Origin of the sequence: Cobetia sp. ICG0124 (assembly GCF_004006355.1) — a bacterium.
GTDB classification, from domain to species: domain Bacteria; phylum Pseudomonadota; class Gammaproteobacteria; order Pseudomonadales; family Halomonadaceae; genus Cobetia; species Cobetia marina.
The window spans coordinates 1,908,745-1,926,269 of record NZ_CP024893.1 but is presented as its reverse complement, the minus strand read 5'-3'; the positions used below and the strand labels follow the sequence as shown (position 1 = coordinate 1,926,269).

14 protein-coding genes and 2 pseudogenes are annotated in these 17,525 nt (G+C 62.9%); 7 read left to right on the top strand and 9 right to left on the bottom strand.

The window, feature by feature from the left end:
- Positions 1-13: 13 nt before the first annotated feature.
- The 7 genes and pseudogenes from CU110_RS16970 to gloB all read right to left on the bottom strand — a co-directional run bounded on the left by CU110_RS16970 (position 14) and on the right by gloB (position 10,751).
- Positions 14-2,302, bottom strand: coding sequence for a di-heme oxidoredictase family protein (locus CU110_RS16970; RefSeq protein ID WP_240665335.1), 2,289 nt, complete (start codon positions 2,300-2,302; stop codon positions 14-16).
- A 52-nt stretch (positions 2,303-2,354) separates the two neighbouring features.
- Positions 2,355-3,566 (bottom strand): imelysin family protein, encoded by a 1,212-nt coding sequence (locus CU110_RS08905; protein ID WP_127735616.1) that lies wholly within the window; start codon positions 3,564-3,566, stop codon positions 2,355-2,357.
- Between the two features lie 35 nt (positions 3,567-3,601).
- A complete protein-coding gene (locus CU110_RS08900; protein ID WP_127735613.1) occupies positions 3,602-5,191 on the bottom strand; it encodes a dipeptide ABC transporter ATP-binding protein in 1,590 nt (529 codons plus the stop codon).
- A 6-nt stretch (positions 5,192-5,197) separates the two neighbouring features.
- A complete protein-coding gene (locus CU110_RS08895) occupies positions 5,198-6,328 on the bottom strand; it encodes an ABC transporter permease (RefSeq protein WP_127735610.1) in 1,131 nt (376 codons plus the stop codon).
- Between the two features lies 1 nt (position 6,329).
- The gene (locus CU110_RS16160; protein WP_084208776.1) at positions 6,330-7,418 is read right to left on the bottom strand and encodes a microcin C ABC transporter permease YejB; all 1,089 of its coding nucleotides are present in this window, start codon (positions 7,416-7,418) and stop codon (positions 6,330-6,332) included.
- A 297-nt stretch (positions 7,419-7,715) separates the two neighbouring features.
- A pseudogene (locus tag CU110_RS16155) lies at positions 7,716-9,782 on the bottom strand (ABC transporter substrate-binding protein); the annotation flags it as partial.
- Between the two features lie 180 nt (positions 9,783-9,962).
- On the bottom strand, positions 9,963-10,751 hold the full coding sequence (gloB, locus tag CU110_RS08885; RefSeq protein WP_084208773.1) for a hydroxyacylglutathione hydrolase: 789 nt from the start codon (positions 10,749-10,751) through the stop codon (positions 9,963-9,965).
- Positions 10,752-10,935: 184 nt separating this feature from the next.
- Here gloB and CU110_RS17650 point away from each other — a divergent pair.
- From CU110_RS17650 to nudC, 4 genes and pseudogenes are all read left to right on the top strand, one after another.
- Positions 10,936-11,271 (top strand): annotated as a pseudogene (locus CU110_RS17650) (methyltransferase domain-containing protein); the annotation flags it as partial.
- A gap of 370 nt (positions 11,272-11,641) precedes the next feature.
- Positions 11,642-12,085 carry a ribonuclease HI gene (rnhA, locus tag CU110_RS08875; protein ID WP_127735601.1) on the top strand — a complete coding sequence of 148 codons (444 nt, stop codon included), beginning with the start codon at positions 11,642-11,644 and terminating at the stop codon, positions 12,083-12,085.
- Positions 12,086-12,110: 25 nt separating this feature from the next.
- Positions 12,111-12,848 carry a DNA polymerase III subunit epsilon gene (gene dnaQ, locus CU110_RS08870; RefSeq protein WP_127735598.1) on the top strand — a complete coding sequence of 246 codons (738 nt, stop codon included), beginning with the start codon at positions 12,111-12,113 and terminating at the stop codon, positions 12,846-12,848.
- Positions 12,848-13,621, top strand: a complete 774-nt coding sequence (gene nudC / locus CU110_RS08865) for an NAD(+) diphosphatase (protein WP_077376771.1) — start codon at positions 12,848-12,850, stop codon at positions 13,619-13,621. Before dnaQ ends, nudC begins: the two co-directional genes overlap by 1 nt.
- On the opposite strand, the gene CU110_RS08860 is transcribed toward nudC, so the two are convergent.
- Positions 13,622-13,939, bottom strand: a complete 318-nt coding sequence (locus CU110_RS08860) for an SCP2 sterol-binding domain-containing protein (RefSeq protein ID WP_077376768.1) — start codon at positions 13,937-13,939, stop codon at positions 13,622-13,624.
- Positions 13,940-13,990: 51 nt separating this feature from the next.
- On the opposite strand from CU110_RS08860, the gene CU110_RS17950 reads away from it, so the two are divergent.
- A complete protein-coding gene (locus CU110_RS17950; protein WP_127735595.1) occupies positions 13,991-14,380 on the top strand; it encodes a hypothetical protein in 390 nt (129 codons plus the stop codon).
- A complete protein-coding gene (gene sohB / locus CU110_RS08850; protein WP_346427117.1) occupies positions 14,299-15,048 on the top strand; it encodes a protease SohB in 750 nt (249 codons plus the stop codon). Before CU110_RS17950 ends, sohB begins: the two co-directional genes overlap by 82 nt.
- A 46-nt stretch (positions 15,049-15,094) precedes the next feature.
- On the opposite strand, the gene CU110_RS08845 is transcribed toward sohB, so the two are convergent.
- Positions 15,095-15,409 carry a metalloregulator ArsR/SmtB family transcription factor gene (locus tag CU110_RS08845; RefSeq protein ID WP_077376763.1) on the bottom strand — a complete coding sequence of 105 codons (315 nt, stop codon included), beginning with the start codon at positions 15,407-15,409 and terminating at the stop codon, positions 15,095-15,097.
- A 138-nt stretch (positions 15,410-15,547) separates the two neighbouring features.
- Here CU110_RS08845 and CU110_RS08840 point away from each other — a divergent pair, with 138 nt between their 5' ends.
- Entirely contained in the window at positions 15,548-17,518 is a 1,971-nt protein-coding gene (locus CU110_RS08840) for an AMP-binding protein (protein WP_084208770.1), read from the top strand.
- The last annotated feature ends 7 nt before the right edge of the window (positions 17,519-17,525 follow it).

Below are 17,525 nucleotides of genomic sequence, written 5' to 3'. Positions count from 1 at the left end.
CTTCACTCCCGAATCAATCGCCATCGGTACTGTTGAAGCCTAGAGACAGCCCGAGTGCCGGGTTGAGGGTATCGGCAAAGCCTGCCTGCAGGGTCTCGAGGTGGATCATGGCCTGCTGCAGATCGCCATTGCGCGGGTCGTCGCGCAACATGCCAGCAAGATCCGCCGGCAGGGCGGCGAAGGCGTCACGCGCATCGGCAAAGTCTCCGGTGGTGGAGGCCACCATGCGCGGGTCGACCTGCTGATTCAGGTAGCCCTGAATGCCTGCGACCTCGTCATTGCCGAGCCAGAGCGTCTCCATCATCGCAAGCGTCGCCCCGATGTTGGCAAGCCCCATGCCGCCACGCCAGGACTCTGCCGCGTAGGGGTTGGCCGTGCCGCCGTTGTCGAGCCCGATCGGGCGGCGCAGCTTGCGGTCCTTGATGGCCTCAAGCTGCACGGTCATCGCGCGTACCAGGGAAAGCACGGCGTCACGTGGATCGCTGAAGGCGCCAGTGCCATCGGCCAGGTGTGGCGCGAACTGCTGCCACTCTTCGAGCAGCGTCTTGCCGGTGCTGGCGGCGTAGGCGGTGTCGGCCGTCATCAGCTCACACCGCCGCGTGTTGGCGGTGAGGGGCGAGTCGGCATAGCGGGCATCGAACAGTTGAAATTCCACACTGCCCAGCCCCTGCATGACGATGGATTGCTCCGCCAGGCCATCGGCCGTGATCGGGGCATCGCCAGCGAGCAGGGCACGTGTCTTGCCTGACACCAGGTCCTTCTTGTCCGGCCAGAAATACAGCTGCCATTGGCGAGAATTCTGCAGGATGGGGCCCATCTCGACCCAGTTGACCTGATTCAGACCCAGCATGGCGCTGCGCCAATCCTCCTTGAGCGTCTCGAGCGTCACGTTACCCTCGGCGGAGCAGAACGCCTGGCTGTGCTGCGAGAGCTGCGTCAGGCGGTTGGCGAGCTGCTGGTGGGCTTCGCTCAAAGTGTCAGCGGCAAACTGGCTGACGGCGTCCGCGCTGGTGGTGTTGGCGTCTCGACTGGCCCTGGCTTCCCCGCCATGCCAGAGCACGGCTTCAAGCAGGGTGCGGGCGCGTCCATCATGCAGGAAGCCCGTCGCGGGATTGACCGTCTGCGCCAGGCCGATCCCCCAGAGTGGCGGCGTGCGCCACTCATTGCCGGTCGCCTCGAATTCGCGGCGATCATCTGACAGGCCATCGCCCATGTCATGCAGCAGCATGTCGCTGTAGGGCCAGATCGTCTGGTCAGCCAGTTGGGCGGCCACACCACCAGACGCGGTCGTCAGGCGTGGTCGGTGGCAGCTGGCGCATTCAAGCTCCCGGAACAGTTGCTCGCCTTCGCGCACCGTCGGGTCATCGAGGTCACGTCGTGTCGGCACGGCGAGATTGCGCGAATAGAACGCCACATTGTCCATGACGTTGTCTTCCACCTCGATGGTGCCCCCGTTGGGCAGGTCTGCGCATTTCTGGACCGGCGTGCAATCGGTGGAGCTGACCAGATTCGATGTCAGGCCCATGTCGCCGGCGAACGCCTTGGCGCTTTGCTGGCGAACGTCGGGTTGGCCGGCCTTCCAGCCAAAACGCCCCATGACCTCGTGCTGCTCGGTCAGTGACCAGACGGTATTGGCGCGACCGCTGATGCCATCGCCATCCGCATCCTGCGGGTCGGCCCACTCGAGCAAGGTCTCCTCGCTGACCGCCTCGAGCAGCCCGAGGCCTACCATGCCCGGGGCAAGGCGCGGTGAGAGTGCAATGGGGCCAGGGTCGCCGAAGCCAGCCTCGACCAGGGAATAGCGCGGTTTGCGCAGCAGAACGACCTCTCCATCCGCCAACGGGACGGGCATCTCTTCATGGACGACCTGCATGCGGCCTTCGCGCTCGATACCGGGCACCGCGGCATTCTGCAGCTGAGTGCCATAGACGGGGTGCGGCATCACTCCAGCGATGCGGCGGAATTCACGCTCCTCATCGCTCCAGCTGTCCTCGTGGCTGTCCGGCATGCCCAGGCGCAGGAAGAGGCCCACCGAGGGGTCGCCCTCGGCCGGCAGACTGCCGCGTCCATCCTTGACGTGGCAGTTCTGGCAGGCATTGGTGTTGAACAGCGGACCGAGGCCATCGCGAGCGGTGGTGCTGGCGGGCGCGATCACCCATGGGCTCTTGAAGAAGCTGTTGCCGACGCTGAAGGACAGACGTTGATCGAAGCTCAGGTTCTTGGCCGGCAGGGAATAGGCATTGGTATCGTGCTTGCGCACGCTGCCCTCGCCACCACTCTTCGCGGTGTCCTGCAGTGGCAATGCGGCCAGATAGGCGCTGACGGTCAGCGGCCTGGCAATCTCGGGTGAGTGCCTAGAATTCGTGATCTGCGGTATCGGCCTTCAGTCCGCTGATGCCGACGTCGTTGGCAATCTCTTCGATCAGGCGCGTCTGCGCGACCAGGTCTTCGATGCTGGCATTGATGATCTCGGCACCCTCGGCATTGCCCGGGGCGATCATCTGATCAAACTTCATGCCGTCTTCGGCGTCTGCCGTATCCACCATCACCTGCAGCTGGCCCATGGTGGTGTCCAGCGCCTCGTGCATCTTCTCGGCCAGCTTCGGGTCATTCTGGGCGACGAGTGCGTGCAATGACGGGCCTTCGAAGGTACGGCCATCCAGCGTCACGTACGTGCCTTCATAGACGTTCTGGATGCCCTTGGCATTGTAGAAGTGCGAGTAGTGGGTGTTGTCGGAGAAGCAGTCGTGCTCGTCCTCGAAGGAATTGGCTTCCAGCGCGACCTTCATGCGCTCACCGGCCAGCTCGCCCAGTGACAGGGAGCCCATGCCGAACAGCATCTTCTCGAGGCCTTCACCGGCCGGCAGGGAGGTCAGCTCGGCGCGATAGTTGTCCTTGTCGCCCTGTGCCCACTGGCCGACCATGTATTCCAGGTCATTGATCAGCAGGTCGTTGGCCGCCAGCAGGTAGGCGCCACGGCGGTCACAGTTGCCGCCGGTGCAGTCCTCTCCCTTGGCATAGTCCGACGCCGGACGTTCGCCTGCGCCAGGCTCGAAGCCATGCATGTCCTGGCCCCAGAGCAGGAATTCGATGGCGTGGTAGCCGCTGGCCACGTTGGCCTCGAATCCGCCCAGCTCGTTCAGGGAGGCCAGCAGCTCCGGGGTGATCTCGGTAGTGTCGATCTTGTCGGCACCGATCTGCACACTGTCGTTGGCGATGATGTTGGCGCTGGCGCCCGGGTTGCCCAGTTCCGCCTGATAGCCGTCGCCTTCGACGTAGTCGATCAGGCCTTCATCCAGCGGCCAGGCATTCAGCTGACCTTCCCAGTCATCGACGATGGCATTGCCGAAGCGGAAGACTTCACTCTGCTGGTACGCCACGCGCGCCTGTTTCCAGGCAGTGCGAGCCTCGGCAAGCGTCGCCTCGGATGGAGCTTCGATCAGCGCGGCGTTGGCGGCGCGCAGGGCATTGGCGCTGGCCAGGGCATCGCTGTAGGTGGCATGGGCCACGTTGGCGTACTGGTCAACGACGGCTTCAGCGCTCAGGCCCACCTCTGACGGAATCATATTGAGAACCTTTATTATTTGCAATCGTCCAGATGTCACGTCAGTCCTGCCGCCTGGATCAGGGCCCGCGTGTAGTCCTCCCTCGGATTGCCCAGTACCTCGGCAGTCGTTCCGCTCTCCACCAGCTTGCCTTCGCGCAACACCATCACGCGGTGGGCCAGAGCCCTCACCACGGCCAGATCATGACTGATGAACAGGTAGCTGAGGCCATGACGCGCCTGCAGATCGCGCAGCAGAGCGATGAGTTGCTTCTGGACGCTGCGATCCAGCGCCGAGGTGGGTTCATCCAGCACCAGCAGGTGAGGTTCGAGAATCAGGGCGCGGGCCAGCGAGATGCGTTGGCGTTGCCCGCCGGAGAACTCGTGAGGATAGCGATCGGCGCACTCGGCAGGCAGCTCGACCTCGCGCATGACCTGCGTCACGCGCTGGCGTACCTCGTCCTCTGAGAGCTCAGGCTGATGAAAGCGCAGGCCTTCACTGATGATGTCCGTGACGGGCATGCGCGGTGAGAGCGAGCCATAGGGGTCCTGGAAGACGATCTGCATCTGGCGTCGCTTGTGACGCAGGGCGTTGCGATCCAGCGTATCGATACGGGCATTCTCCAGACGAATCTCACCGCGTGCGGCCTGCAGCTTCAACAGCGCCAGGGCGAGGGTGGTCTTGCCGGAGCCCGACTCGCCCACGATCCCGAGCGTCTCCCCGCGCGCGAGGGTCAGATCCAGCGGCTGAAGCGCGATGAAATCCGCTGGACGTTTCTGGAACAGCTTGCGAGGACGCGAGAAGCGCACCTCCAGATCACGTGCTTCCAGAACGGGCGTGCCCGCATCCTCAGGGTCGAGTGGCGCGGCCACCCCTTCAGGCTCGGCGGCCAGCAGTTCGCGGGTATACGGGTGGCTGGGAGAATCGAAGACCTCTGACACCGGCCCTTGCTCGATGCATTCGCCTTCCCGCATCACGATGACGCGGTCTGCATGGCGGCGGACCAGATTGAGGTCATGGCTGATCAGGATCATGGCCATGCCCTGGTCTCGCCGCAGCCTGTCGAGCAGAGCGAGGATGTCCTGCTGCACCGTGACGTCCAGCGCCGTGGTGGGCTCGTCGGCGATCATCAAAGGCGGCTGATTGGCCATCGCCATGGCGATCATCACGCGTTGGCGCTGACCGCCAGAGAGCTGATGCGGCCAGGCCTCGAGGAGTTCTTCCGGGCGAGGCAGCTGAACCTGCTTGAGCAGCTCGATCACTCGCTGGCGTGCCGCATGGCCACGCAGGCCCTGATGCAGCCGCAGGCTCTCGCTGATCTGGTCGCCGACTCGGGCCAGGGGGTTGAGGGATGTCATCGGTTCCTGGAACACGAAGCCGATCCGGTTGCCGCGCACGCGTTGCCATTGGCGGCTCGTCAGGGCTGACAGATCCAGCCTCTCTCCCTCGAGCGTGGTGAACTCCCGCGTGCCGGTGACATGGGCATGCCCCGGCAGCAGGCCGAGACTTGCCAGCAGGCTCACTGACTTGCCCGAGCCGGATTCGCCGACGATGGCCAGACATTCGCCGCGTTTCACGTCCAGCGACAGATGCCTGACGACAGGTGTCTTGCCAAAGCGGATGCAGAGATCGTCCAGCCGCAGCACGCTGACTCATGCGTCCTGCTCCCGGGCACTGATATGACGTGGGTCGAAGGCATCGCGCAGCCCTTCACCGATGAAGACCAGCAGGGTCAGCATGATGCCGAGACTGAGAAATGCCGTCATGCCAAGCCAGGGGGCCTGGAGATTGTTCTTGCCCTGCGCGACCAGTTCGCCCAGCGACGGGGAGCCTGCCGGCAACCCGAAGCCCAGGAAGTCCAGCGCGGTCAGGGTCGTGATGGCACCCGTGAACAGGAAGGGGATGAAGGTCAGGGTGGCGACCATCGCATTGGGCAGTACATGACGCCACATGATGAGACGTGAGGGCAGGCCCATGGCGCGGGCCGCGCGCACATACTCCAGATTTCGCGCACGCAGGAATTCGGCGCGCACGATATCGACGATCCCCAGCCACGAGAACAGCAGCATGATGCCGGTCAGCCACCAGAGATTGGGTTCCACGATGCTGGCCAGGATGATCAACAGGAACAGCACCGGCAGTCCAGACCAGATCTCGATCAAGCGCTGCCCGATCAGATCGACCTTGCCGCCGAAATAGCCCTGAACGCCACCGATCAGCACGCCCAGCACGATGGAACCGGCGGTCAGCACCAGAGCGAAGAGGACCGACAGGCGGAAGCCGTAGATCACGCGCGCCAGCACGTCCCGTCCCTGGTCATCCGTGCCCAGCCAATGACGGGCATTGGGAGCCGAAGGCGCGGGAGACCCCAGGTTGAGATCCAGGGTGTCATAGGAATACGGGATCAGGGTGTTGAGCATGAAGCCCTGCGCCGCGATGGCGTCGATCACATAGGGATCGCGATAATCCGTGGCGGTCGGCAGGAAGCCGCCGAAGGTCGTTTCCGGATACTCCTTGAGCATCGGCAGGTAGAGCTCGTCCTGATAGGAGACCAGCAGTGGGCGGTCATTGGCGATCAGTTCCGCCCCGAGCGACAGAATGAACAGCACGCCGAAGATCAGCAGTGACCACCAGGCGCGCCGGTTGTCACGAAACGCCGTGATACGCCGCCGCGTGATGGGCGACAGGCGCGAGCGGTGCAGGCGTTCCGGCACGTCCTGGACGACGTTGGTCTCCCCTTGAAGGGGTGTGTCGTGACGCTGAAGGGGTGTGTCGTGACGCATCTCAAGCCTCCCGGGTCGCGAAGTCGATGCGCGGGTCGATCCACACATACATCAGGTCTGATACCAGTTTCAGGATCAGGCCAATCAGGGTGTACAGGTACAGGGTGCCGAAGATCAGCGGATAGTCGCGCTGCAGTACCGCCTCGAAGCCCAGCAGGCCCAGGCCATCGAGAGAGAAGATGACCTCGATCAGCAGCGAGCCGGTGAAGAAGATGCCGACCAGCGCCGCCGGCAGCCCCGCGATGATGATCAGCATGGCGTTGCGGAAGACATGTCCGTAGAGAATGCGGTTCTCGCTGGCCCCCTTGGCGCGTGCCGTCAGCACGTACTGCTTGTGGATCTCGTCCAAGAAGCTGTTCTTGGTCAGCATCGTCAGGGTGGCGAAGCTGCCGATGGCGGAGGCCAGCACGGGAAGGGCGATGTGATGGAAATAATCGAGGACCTTGCCAAGCGTCGAGAGCTCCTCGAAATCCGGGGAGGTCAGCCCCCTGAGCGGGAACCAGTCGAGATAGCTGCCGCCGGCGAACACCACGATCAACAGGATCGCGAACAGGAAGCCCGGAATCGCGTAGCCTACGATGACGACACCCGAGGTCCAGACATCGAAGCGTGAGCCATGCACCAGTGCCTTGCGAATGCCCAGTGGAATCGACACCAGATAGACCAGCAGCGTCGTCCACAGGCCCAGGGAAATCGAGACGGGGAGTCGCTCCAGCATCAGGTCGATCACCGGGCGGTCGCGGAAGAAGCTGTCGCCGAAATCGAACTGCGCGTAGTCGACCACCATGTCGCGGAAGCGCTCCCAGGCGGGCTTGTCGAAGCCGAATTGCTGCTCCAGCTCGGCGATCAGGGCCGGGTCGACTCCCGAGGCTCCGCGATAGGTGGAACTGGTGCCGGAGCCGCTGGTGACGCCATCGCCACCCCCACTGTTCAGCCGTGTGCTGGCCCCGGCGCTGAGGCCGTCAAGACGCGACATCAGCTGCTCGATGGGCCCGCCGGGAGCCGCCTGGACGATCAGGAAATTCAGCAACAGGATTCCAAGCAGTGTCGGAATCATCAACAGGACTCGGCGCAGAATATAGGCACCCAAGAGCAATCTCCCTGCGTGTCCGGGGACGATCCACCAGCTGTCCAGGCTCAGCAGATACTCCGGGAACGGCTGCGGATAGCCGAACTTGTCCCACAGCGCGATGCGAGTCGCCGCGAGATGCCACTGCGGCACGACATGGAAGCCCCAGCGCAGCACGCGATCCAGTGCTCGTGTGGCGCTCAGCAGGTCTTCGCGGGTCTGGGCCTGGATCAGGGCATCGGTGAGTGCATCGATGACCGGACTCTTCAGGCCGATCAGGTTGCGCGAGCCGGCGACATCGGCGTAATCACTCGTCCAGTACTCGCGCTGTTCGCTGCCGGGACTGTTGGACTGGGGGTAACTGCCGACCACGACATCGAAATCGAAGCTTCGCCGACGATTGATGTACTGGTTGACGTCGACGGTGCGGATACGCGCCTGGATGCCGATGCGTGCCAGATTGCGAATCCACGGCTGGATGACCCGTTCGAACTGGGTGTCGTAGTTGAGGACTTCCAGTGTCAGCGGCTTGCCCGTCTCATGATTGACCAGCTGGCCATCCGCGACGCGATAGCCAGCGTCCCGAAGCAGGTTGAGTGCCTTGCGCAGCCGCGGGCGCAGTTCCGTGGGCTCATCGATGGGCAGCGGGTCGCGGAAGACGGCGGCGGGCAACTGGTCCTGGAACGGCTCAAGCAGGGCCAGTTCCCGTCCTTCAGGCAGGCCATTCGCGGCCATGTCCGAATTCTCGAAATAGCTGTGGGTCTGCTGGTAGGCGCCGTAGAAGAGATTGCGGTTGACCCAGTCGAAATCGAAGACCAGTGCCAGGGCTTCGCGTACCCGCGGGTCCTGGAAGCGCGCGCGGCGTTCATTGAGCACGAAGCCCTGCATGCCGGCAGGATTGCTGTCCGGCACCTCCAGCTTCTTCAGACGCCCGTCTCTGAGCGCAGGCGTGTCATAGGCCGTCGCCCAGTTCTTGGCGCTGCTCTCCACATGCAGGTCAATGCTGCCGGCCTTGAAGGCCTCCAGCGACACGCTCTGGTCGCGGTAATAGTCATAGACCAGTGTCTGGATGTTATGGCGCCCCTTGTTGACGGGCAGGTCCTTGCCCCAGTAATCCGCGACACGCTCATAGCGTACCTGGCGTCCGGCATCCAGCGAGGCCATGCGGTACGGCCCTGAGCCAAGCGGCAGTTCCAGCGTGGCGCGGGTGAAATCACGTGTCTTCCAGTAATGCTCGGGCAGTACCGGCAGCTGACCGATGATCAAGGGCAGCTCGCGGGCGGCGTCGGGGGCCATGTCAAAGCGAACGGTATCGGTGTCGATCAGGCTGACGCGAGTGACATCGTGGTAGTAGCTCTTGAAGAAGGGCAGGCCATCCTTCATCAGCAGACGATAGGTGAAGACGACATCCTCGGCGGTGACGGGTTCCCCATCATGAAAGCGTGCGCGGGGATCGATATCGAACTCGATGGCACTGCGGTCTTCTGCCAGTCGGATCCCGCTGGCCAGCAGGCCATATTCAGTGAAGGGTTCATCGGCAGACTGGGTGAGCAGGGTGTCATAGATCAACCCGCCGAAATAATTGAGCCCTGCCACCGAGTTGCCCTTGAGGATGAAGGGGTTGGTGGAGTCGAAGCTGCCGATGGCGGCGCGAGTCATGCGTCCGCCGATGGGGGCATCAGGATTCACGTAGGGGAAGTGCGTGAAGCCTGCCGGATGTGCCGGTTCGCCATAGATGGCCAGTCCGTGCACGGTCGGCACGTCCAGGGGGGCCAGGCCGTACTCTTCGGGTTCACGGATCACCGCAGCCAGCGCCAGCAGCTTGGGCACGTACTCCATGGTCTCGCTGGGCAGCTTGATGTTCCAGTAATCCTCATCCCCTGAGCCGGTACGTCGGCGCGCGCGGTTCACGGTGCCGGCGCCGGCGTTGTAGGCGGCCAGCGCAAGCTCCCAGTCTCCGTCGTACCAGCGTTCGCCCTGGGACTGCAGATAATCCAATGCGGCATCGGTGGCCATCAGGACGTCCTTGCGGCCGTCGTACCAGCGGTTGCGGGTCAGGCCCATGGCATCGCCGGTCTGGGGCATGAACTGCCACATGCCGGTGGCGCCGCCGGGGTGGGCGGCATCCGGATCATAGGCACTCTCGATGAAAGGCAGCAGGGCAAGTTCGGCTGGAAGGCCGCGCGCCTCGGTGCGACGCGTCACGTAACGCAGCCAGGGGCGAGCCTGTTCGGCGATACGCTCCACGTGCTCCGGGTGCTCTTCATACCAGTCGATCCATTTGCGTACTCGAGGGCGTCCGGTGTCCTGCTGCAGCTGATAGCCGGCACGCAGGCGCTCCCACACATCATCGTAGCGCGCGGGCACCGCATCGATGGCTTGCATGAAATTCAGAGGAGCGCTCTGATGCACGCTGGTGGGTGTCAGGTCGTCGAGCGCCCGGGAGCTTGCGTTGGCAGGGGTCGCCATCAGCGGCAGGTGTCGTCGGTACGGAGGTCTTGCTGATGCATTGACGGAGTACTCTTTGGCGAGCCTGCGTCGGATGGGGGCGCGCGGTCAGCGGGTCTAGAAGCTGTCCTTCCACTGGCGCAGTGCCGTGAAGGCTGCCAGTGACGTGAGGGGCTGGCCCTCTGAGGCAGTGAGGCGTCCTTGCTGGAGCAAGCGTTGTTGCAAGGTGGGGTCATCACTGCGCAGGAAGGGGTTGATCTGTCTTTCACGCGCGATGCGACTCGGGAGGGTCGGGCGGCCGGTCTCGCGGGCGCGCTCACACTCGGCGATCACCTGATCGCGTTGCGTGTTGTCAGGCTCCGCCGCGCGGGAAAATGCCAGGTTGGCCAGGGTGTACTCGTGAGCCGGGAAGACGAGGGTGTCTTCAGGGAGTGATGTCAGGCGCGTGAGTGACTGGTGCATCTGCTCTGGTGTGCCTTCGAACAGACGGCCACAGCCCGCACTGAAGAGGGTGTCCCCGCAGAACAGCAGCCCCGGCATGCCGGCACTCACGAACGCGATGTGGTCCAGTGTGTGGCCGGGCACTTCCAGGACATCGAACAAGCGTCCCTGCACGCGCACGCTGTCACCATCGGCGACACGCACATCGATTCCCTCGATGGCCGGGTTGTGCGGGCCGACCACGCGAGGGCGGTAGCGCTTGATCAGCTCGGGGAGGCCGCCGGTGTGATCCTGATGGTGGTGAGTGATCAGAATCGTGTCCAGAGTCAGGCCGCGGGTTTCCAGAACCTCGATCACCGGTGTGGCATCACCCGGATCGACGACGGCAACCGTGTCGCTGTCGTCGCTCTGGATCAGCCAGATATAGTTGTCCTGAAAGGCCGCTATGGGCGTAACGCTCATCATGGTGGTCAGGTACTCTTGAAGCCTGCCGAGCAAGCGGGTAAGTGTCAAACCTCTTGTGGTGTGAGAATGTAGAAGTGTGTGACATCTTGCTTGCGCCTCACGCGGGGCGGATTCCGCTGCGCAACTCACCCCGGAAGCGCGTCGCCGACAGCACGCGCGGCTGCTGGGCGCCCACGTGCGAGCGATGCGCGCCTTTCTTGAAGGGGCGGACGGCAAGGACATTCTCATCGCCGAGCGCGAGATGTTGACGCCGCTGTTCGAGCGTTGCTTCGGCTTCCACAGTCTGTGTCTGGGGCCGGGAGACAATGACCTGCTCTCCTTGTCTCCCATCCGGCATGCCATCCATTGGGCGCCGGAGCCCGCCCTGGCCCAGTCGCCATCGACCCTCATCTGCCCGCTCACTCAGCTGGCCCTGCCAGATGAAAGCATGGACATGGTGATGATCCATCATCTGCTGGAGGTCGCGCCGGAACCCCATCGCCTCTTGCGCGAAGCGGCGCGTGTCCTGCGCTCCAGCGGTTGTCTGATCATCGTCGCCTGGCAGCCGATGTCCGGGGAGGGTCTGCTGCGCCTCGACCCCCGGCGGCGGCACATCACTCCCTGGGAAGGCAGCTGGCGCACCCCGGCGGCGCTCAGGGACTGGTTGGCCTTCGTGGACTTCGAGATCGAGCGTATCGACTACGCGGGATTTCATCTGCCTGGCTTGCGCCTGCGCCATGGTTGGCTCGAACGGATGGGACGCCGTTACAACCTGCCTCTGGGCAGCCTGATGCTGATACGGGCCCGTCGCAATGTCGGGTACGTGCAGCCTCTGAATGCCAAGCGCTCACGCGTGGCGATTCCCGGTGTCGCCATCGGGCAGGTGACCCGCCTGCATTCACGCGACAATCATGACTCGGGTGGTCATCCATACCGATGGTGCCTGCCGGGGAAATCCCGGCCCGGGAGGGTGGGGAGCCATTCTCGTCAGTGGCAAGCATCGCAAGGAACTCAAGGGCAGCGAACAGGACACCACCAACAATCGCATGGAGCTGATGGCCGCCATCGAGGCCCTGAAGGCGTTGACCCGGCGCTGTGACGTGGTGCTGTGGACGGACTCCGAATACGTCAAGAATGGCATCACCAAGTGGGTCCATGGCTGGGTCAAGCGCGGCTGGAAGACGGCTGCCAAGCATCCGGTCAAGAATGAGGCGCTGTGGAAGGCGTTGCTGGAACAGAGTCAGCGTCATGATATCGAGTGGCGCTGGGTCAAGGGCCACAGTGGCGACGAAGGCAATGAACGTGCCGATAGCCTTGCCAATGAAGCGATCGATGAGATGCAGTCACGCCGTTGAGCACCCGTTCACCAAGAGGTCTGAGATGCGTCAGATTATTCTCGATACCGAAACGACCGGTATCGACCCGAAGGAAGGCCACCGTCTGATCGAGATCGGTGCGGTGGAGATGATCAATCGCCGTTTGACGGGGCGCACTTATCACCAGTACATCAATCCGGAGCGATTGATCGATGAAGAGGCGATCGGCGTCCACGGCATCACCGATGAACGGGTCGCCAATGAGCCGGTCTTCGCGGACGTGGCGGATGCCTTCTGGGAGTTCATCAAGGGCGCCCAGCTCGTCATTCACAACGCGCCCTTTGACGTCGGCTTCATTGATCATGAATTCGGCCTGATCAATCCACGGCGTAGCCAGCCGCTGGGGCCGGTGGCGGAACACTGCGCGATCCTCGATACCCTGAAGCTCGCCCGTGAGAAGCACCCCGGTCAGCGCAACAACCTGGATGCGCTGTGCAAGCGCTACGATATCGACAATGGGCACCGCGTGCTGCACGGTGCCTTGCTGGATGCGGAGATCCTCGGCGACGTCTATCTGGCGATGACCGGCGGGCAGACGGCGCTCGGGCTGGACGACATAGACGATGGTGATGAGGGAGAGGGCGGCATTGTCGGGGTGCGTCGCCTTCGGGCGGACCGCCCGCGTCTGGTCACGCCCGGGCTCTCGGCGCTGGAGCTTGAGCGCCATGCTGCCTGGTGCGAGGAAATTCGTGCCAAGACAGACAGCCTTGACGGCAGAGGCAACCCGGGAGGCGCTGTCTGATGCTGATACGTGATCTGTCACGAGTGAACCAGCGTCAGGGGTACCTGATTCGCATCGGGCGCGACGGGGTCGCCCCGGCGCCCGATGGCGGCATCATTCAACCGCCATGCGACTGGCCATCCGGCGCGATTGCACTGGGAGAGTGGCAGGGGGCGCCGATCGCCGTGCTTGGCGAGAATGGGTCTTCCGAGTGGCCAGGCGCTCGGCAATGGTTGCATTCACTGCCCAGAGAGCAGTTCCCGCTGCTCTCAAGTGCCCTGCAGGTGCTCAAGTGGGCGCGGGACCATCGTTTCTGTGGACGTTGTGGCAAGCGAATGAAACGTCTGGAACATGAGTTCGCGATGCACTGTACCGGCTGCCAGCATCGCAGCTATCCGCGAATCTCGCCCTGCATCATCACGCTGATCACGCGTGGGCGTGAGTTGCTGCTGGCACGCAGTCCGCGTTTCGGGCCCGGCATGTACTCGACCCTGGCCGGCTTCATCGAAGCCGGGGAAAGCGCCGAGGAAGCGGTGAGGCGCGAGGTCCTGGAAGAAGTGGGTGTCGAGGTCGGGCGCGTGAGTTACTTCCAGAGCCAATCCTGGCCATTTCCCCACTCCTTCATGTTGGGATACTACGCCGAATATGCGGGCGGGGAGATCGCTATTGATGGCCATGAGATAGAGGATGCCCAGTGGTTCACACCTGAATCCTTGCCTGGCTTGCCGCCGAAGTTCTCGATCTCGCATGCCTTGATCGACAACTTCCTGCGCTCGGTGGCCAGCGGCCGCTGATCACTTGTTCGGGAAGAGAGAGGTCAGCTTGGTGGCCAGCATGATGTTGCCGGTCGCTTTCAGGCGGCCCGTCATGAAGGCCTGCATGCCGTCGACTTCGCCCTTCATCACGCCCTTGAGGGTATCGCTGTCAGTGGACAGCGTGACGGACGGATCGTCGTGCTCCCCTTCGCCCACGTCCAGGGTGCCATCCTTGACGACCATGTAGTAGTCATCACTGTCGGTGATGTTGAACTGGAAGACGTCGTTCATGCCCTTGGCGGCGTCCGGGTTGAAGCGACTTTTCAGCATCTCGATGACGGCGTTGGCGTCTGCCATGGCAATATTCCTTTTCAATGGTGAAGGCTGGGAAAGTTCAGGAGCAAGTGCATGCAATGGTTATCGGAATATGGCCTCTTTCTCGCCGAGGCAGTCACGGTGGTGGTGGCCATTGGGGCGATCATCCTCATGATCGTGCGTGCCCGTCACGGGGACAGTGGTGAGCGCGAGGCTCGCCTCAAGATTCGCCCCTGGCATGAGCGCATGCAGCACCTCCAGCGGGAATTGGGACAGGCCGGGTTGGAAGATGCCGAGCGCACCGCCAATGCCAAGGCACGTGCCAAGAAGGAGAAGCAGGAGGCCAAGTCTCTCAAGAAGGCGCTCAAGGCCAAGGCGAAGCGCAAGGGCGTCGGGTGTTCGTGCTCGACTTCGTCGGCGATATCAAGGCGACGGGAGTGGAAAGCCTCGCCGAGCAAGTCACCGCGCTGGAAGGCGTGCTGACCGACAAGGATGAAGTGGTACTGCGACTGGAATCTGGTGGTGGCCTGGTGCACGCCTACGGTCTGGCCGCCGCACAGCTGGATCGTCTGCGTGCGGCAGGCGCGCGTCTGACGATTACCGTCGACAAGGTGGCCGCGAGTGGCGGGTACATGATGGCGTGTGCCGCTGATCACGTCGTGGCGGCGCCGTTTGCCGTGATAGGGTCCATCGGCGTCGTGGCACAGGTGCCCAATGTGCACCGTCTTCTCAAGAAGCACGATGTCGATGTGGAGATCCTGACGGCTGGGCGTTACAAGCGAACGCTGACGATGCTGGGGGAGAATACGGAAGAAGGGCGTGAAAAGTTCCTGTCTGACCTGGCCCGCACCCATGACCTGTTCAAGCAGCACGTCGGTAACCGTCGTCCGCAACTGGATGTGGAAGCCGTGTCACAAGGGGACATCTGGTATGGCAGCGAGGCGATCGCGATCGGTCTGATCGATGAGGTGGGCACAAGTCAGGCGCTGCTGGCCGGCTATCTCAAGCAGGATCTCAAGATATTCGAAGTCAGTCTCGAAAAGCCGCGTCGCATGATGGATCGATTCGGGAAGGGGGTGACGCTGAGTCTGGATCGTGTGCTTGACCGCGTGCTGGAGCGCAATGTCGAGTCACGCTGGCAGCAGCACTGAGCGATGGCTTCCCTCAAGGGCGTCAGTCTTCGACTGGCGCCCTTTTTCAGCGATAGAGTTGTTGAAGCGTGCGGATCACGCCTGCAGCGTTGGGGCCCAGCAGTGAGTAGTAGATGGTCTGTGACGCCCGGCGAGTCCGCACCATGCCTTCGCGACGCAGAATGGCCAGATGCTGCGACAGGGCTGACTGGGAAAGTTCGAGACGTGAATTCAGTTCACTGACCGACATTTCGCTTTCACTGAGCAGGCAGAGAATTCGCAAGCGATTTTCGTTGCCCATCGCCTTCAACAGGGCAGTGGCTTCCTCGATCACGCGATCACCTGCCTGGTGTAACGTGATGACATCATCTTGCGCAGGCATGGCGGGTTTCCTCGCGGTTGATGAAGTATCCTTGTTTTAGTGAATCATCAATAACTCCGCGTGCTACGTCCAAGGCAATATTAAACGATAAATCATCGAGGGTGGCCTGATCAGGGGTGGACTTTTACGAGGTAAGCCATGCCTGAGACCGCCAAGCGATCCGCACGCGAGCACTACGAATCACTTGTCTCGCGTGCCAATCAAGCGCCAGAGGACTTCTGGGCTGAGCAGGCCAGGCGCATCGTCTGGTTCCGTGATCCAGCGACCATCCTGGCTTGGGATGCCCAGGAGCACGCCCGTTGGTTCATTGATGGCGAGATGAATATCTGTCATGCCGCGCTGGATCATCACGTGGCCAATGGCCGCGGGGATCAGGTGGCGCTCTACTGGGACTCTCCCGTCACTGACAGCAAGTGCCAGTACACCTATCGAGAGCTTCGCGACGAAGTGGCCAGGCTGGCGGGTGCCCTGCGTGACAAGGGGGTCGAGAAGGGTGATCGCGTGATCATCTACATGCCGATGGTGGCGGAGGCCGCGATGGCGATGCTGGCCTGCGCACGCCTGGGGGCGGTGCATTCCGTGGTCTTCGGAGGATTCTCCCCCAAGGAGCTGGCCGTACGGATCGATGATGCGACGCCCAAGGTCATCCTGTCGGCCTCCTGTGGCATCGAGGTCGACCGTGTCATTCCCTACAAGCCGTGGCTGGATGAGGCGATCGAACTTGCGACGCATACGCCAGAGGCCTGCCTGATCCTGCAGCGTGAGCAGCAACTAGCCACCCTGGGGCCGCGAGACCACGATTGGCAGGAATGTCTGGCGCATGCCCAGGCCACGGAAGCGGTCAGCATGCTGGGAAGCGAGCCGCTCTATATCCTCTATACCTCAGGCACCACCGGGACGCCCAAGGGTGTGGTGCGCGATCACGCCGGCTACGCCGTGGCACTGCATTACTCCATGGAAATTCTCTACGGGACCCGCCCGGGGGACACCTTCATGGCAGCCTCCGATATCGGCTGGGTCGTGGGGCATTCCTATATCGTCTATGGCCCGTTGCTGGTGGGAGCCTCGACGGTCATGTATGAAGGCAAGCCGGTCAGGACGCCGGATGCCGGAGCCTTCTGGCGCTTGATCGAGGAGTATCGGATCAACTGCTTCTTCACGGCACCGACCGCCTTCAGAGCCATCAAGAAGGAAGACCCCGACGCCAGCCTGATGGCCGGGCGTGACCTGTCCAGTCTGCGCAGCCTGTTCCTGGCGGGGGAGCGACTCGATCCTCCCACCTATCATTGGTTGAATGACCTGCTGCCAGTGCCGATCGTGGATCACTGGTGGCAGACGGAAACCGGCTGGCCGGTCGCGGGAAATCTGCTCGGTCTCGACATGATCACTCGGCAGGGGAGTGGTCCCCGAGCGCCGGTCGAGGCACGCGCGGGCAGTGCGACCTGGCCGTTGCCCGGTTTCAATGTGCAGGTGCTCGATGGCCTGGGAGACGAGGTCGAACCCGGAGTGCAGGGCAACGTGGTCATTCAGCAGCCGCTGCCGCCCGGGTGTCTCACGGGGCTCTATCACAATCCCGCGCGTTTCCACGCCGCCTACCTGGCGGCGTACCCCGGCTACTATCTGACGGGAGACGGCGGCTATCTTGACGAGGACGGCTACCTCTTCGTGATGGGGCGCATCGATGACGTCATCAATGTGGCAGGGCATCGCCTGTCCACCGGGGAAATGGAACAGGTCCTCGGCTCACACGAGGCAGTGGCGGAATGTGCGGTGATCGGCATCGAGGATTCGCTCAAGGGCGAGATGCCGCTGGGACTGGTGATCATCAAGGATGCCTGGCGCGGTGACGAATCTGCTCTTCGTCAGGCGCTGGCGCAGCGTGTGCGCGATGAGATAGGGGCGATCGCCTCGCTCAAGGACGTACTGATCGTCGAGCGGCTGCCCAAGACACGCTCCGGCAAGATTCTGCGCAAGATGATCCGTCAGATCGCTGCGGGAGAGCAGTACCAGATTCCCTCGACCATCGATGACCCGGCGAGTCTGGAGGATGTGCGTGAGGCATTGAGCGATGCAGGCGTCGGTCTGGCCGGGCAGGCGCGCAGTGCTTGAAGCGATC